Source organism: Methylophaga pinxianii, assembly GCF_020447225.1.
Classification (GTDB): domain Bacteria; phylum Pseudomonadota; class Gammaproteobacteria; order Nitrosococcales; family Methylophagaceae; genus Methylophaga; species Methylophaga pinxianii.
Genome location: NZ_JAJAEO010000093.1, coordinates 1 through 2,251 on the forward strand (window position 1 = coordinate 1; position 2,251 = coordinate 2,251).

A 2,251-nucleotide genomic window follows, 5' to 3' on the forward strand; every position below is an offset into this window, starting at 1 on the left:
GACACTCGGCAGTTCGCGAAATCACTGGGCTTTAAGGTATGCACAACCCCCGTGAGAAGCCCTGAGAGCAACGGCATGGCTGAGGCGTTTGTGAAGACCTTCAAACGTGATTACGTGTATTTGAATGACCGACCAGATGCGGCAACCGTCATGGCGCAGTTGTCTGATTGGTTTGAGGACTACAACAATTATCATCCGCATAGCGGATTGAAAATGATGTCACCGAGGGAGTATCGAGCTCTTAAAGTGGCAAGCTAGGTGTGTCCGTTTTAGTGGGGGCAACTACAGAAATCAAGATCATGTAAATTAGCTATTTCGACAGATTCATTTTTAGCAGCTTCTTCAACATATTGAAGATAATTTTTTATTACGCTATCAAAATTTGCTCTAGAGTTACTGGAATCTAGAGCTAAATCGGCATCCATGTGGAATGAATATATAGGCAATTTAGCATCCAGCCTAGCTCTAATTCCGGTAGCAAAAATGAAAGCTTCTGTAATACTATTGTTTTTATCTCTTCCATATGCGATGTCAGCATCTGGACTTATCTTTTTAATTGACTCAAAAATACAGTCTTTAATTGAATCGAATTTCATACTGCTTCCAGGCTTAATTTCCAACCGACCATTTGCATACAATCCTCCCCACATCTCTGTTGTTATAGCTTCTTCTGTTGATGGGTTGACAGTTGAATAGTTATCAGATAAATCTAAAAACCACAAATCTCCAGAAGCTCTTAGATCATCCCATTTTTCAATGGGTAATCCTATATTAGATAAAAGCTCCGGCGTAATCATTCTAATAATCCCTCTAACAGTACAGTCTAGATTTTGATGACGTAGATTTTGAGAGTTAGATATTGCTGGAATATTTGTTCCTGTCATGGTTCCGAGTGGAGAAATAAATCCAAAAGCTGAACTGTTTGTAGGATATAAATTAATTTGATATAAATTATCATCAATACGTGGATATAGTCCGACAGGTTGTAGGTAGGAAATAAGATCTAAGGCTAGACCTGTGGGATTTCCATCAGGTGAAAAAATTCTCGGCCCTTTTCTCATAGTTGATTTAGAACCATAAAACGGTGAAAGTATATGATTCCGTAAGAAAGGCCCATACATAGATGGGATACATGTCAATGTAATCCAGTCGCCTTCCATGACTACATTTTTTTTAAGAGCATCGAGTAATTCTTCAGGTGAATGGAAAACCTGGGAGAGTTCCCGCTTTATTGGCGTGGATAAATATTTCCCTAATCTTATAATTAGATGTTTTATATCTGGATATAGCATTTTGGTTAAATAATCCATGTTGTTATCATCACTCATATATGCTTTCCATATTTATTTACTAAGAATCGACCGTTCTGAATCGCCACTAATTCTTTAGACACTAATCAGCCGCTTCAAAAATCGATTCTCAAACTCTACCGGTGACAGCTGATTATTGAAACCATGCCGCCGTTTGGTGTTGTAAAACATTTCAATATAATCAAATACATCCTGTCTGGCTTCATCTCGACTTGTGTAGGTTTTCCGCCGGATTCGCTCCCGTTTGAGTAACTGAAAAAAGCTTTCAGCAACAGCATTATCATGACAATTACCTCGTCGACTCCTGCTGCCTTCCAGCCCATGCGTCTTTAGAAACGCGCTCCAGTCGTGACTGGTGTACTGACTGCACTGATCATAGTGCACCATAACGGTGTTGGACGGATTATGCCGCCAAAAAGCCATTAACAATGCATTCAATACCAGTTCTTTGGTGATCCGAGACTTGCATTGACCAGCCAACGACTTTTCTGGAATATAAATCCACCACAATAGCCAGATACAACCAGCTTTCATGGGTTCGGATATGGGTAATATCGGTGACCCATGCAGTGTTTGAGTGTGTCACATTAAACTGACGTTGTAGTTTATTCGGGGTCACAACATGGACTTCACCACCAAGCCGTCTGGGCCGGCGATACCCCACATGTGCCTTAATCCCCGAAAGGCGCATTAAACGATATACCCGGTTGATACCGCAGCGTTCACCATACTCACGAATATCACTGTAAATCTTGCGATAGCCATACACCGCAGCAGACTCAAGCCAGAACTGTTTAATCAGACCAGTTAATCGCTGATCTTGTTTTTTACGTCTGGAAAGTGGCGTCTTTAGCCAGTTGTAATACCCTCTGGGATGTATACTAAGCAAGGAGCAGAGTCGTCTTACCGGCATCAAGCCGCTCTGTGCTTTAATAAACGCG

At 41.1% G+C, this 2,251-nt stretch carries 2 protein-coding genes and 1 pseudogene; 1 reads left to right on the forward strand and 2 read right to left on the reverse strand.

Annotated features, from left to right (window positions below):
- Positions 1 to 258: integrase core domain-containing protein (locus LGT40_RS00555; protein WP_226069690.1), on the forward strand; the 258-nt coding region annotated here is incomplete at its 5' end.
- Positions 259 to 269: 11 nt separating this feature from the next.
- Here the strand turns inward: LGT40_RS00555 and LGT40_RS00560 are convergent.
- Both LGT40_RS00560 and LGT40_RS00565 read right to left on the reverse strand, forming a co-directional pair.
- On the reverse strand, positions 270 to 1,328 hold the full coding sequence (locus LGT40_RS00560) for a hypothetical protein (protein WP_226069689.1): 1,059 nt from the start codon (positions 1,326 to 1,328) through the stop codon (positions 270 to 272).
- A gap of 57 nt (positions 1,329 to 1,385) precedes the next feature.
- Positions 1,386 to 2,251 (reverse strand): annotated as a pseudogene (locus tag LGT40_RS00565) (IS3 family transposase); the annotation flags it as partial.

Coding starts and splice junctions, on each gene's coding strand:
- LGT40_RS00560 (WP_226069689.1), bottom strand. CDS start 1,328: ATGAGTGATGATAACAACATGGATTATTTAACCAAAATGCTATATCCA.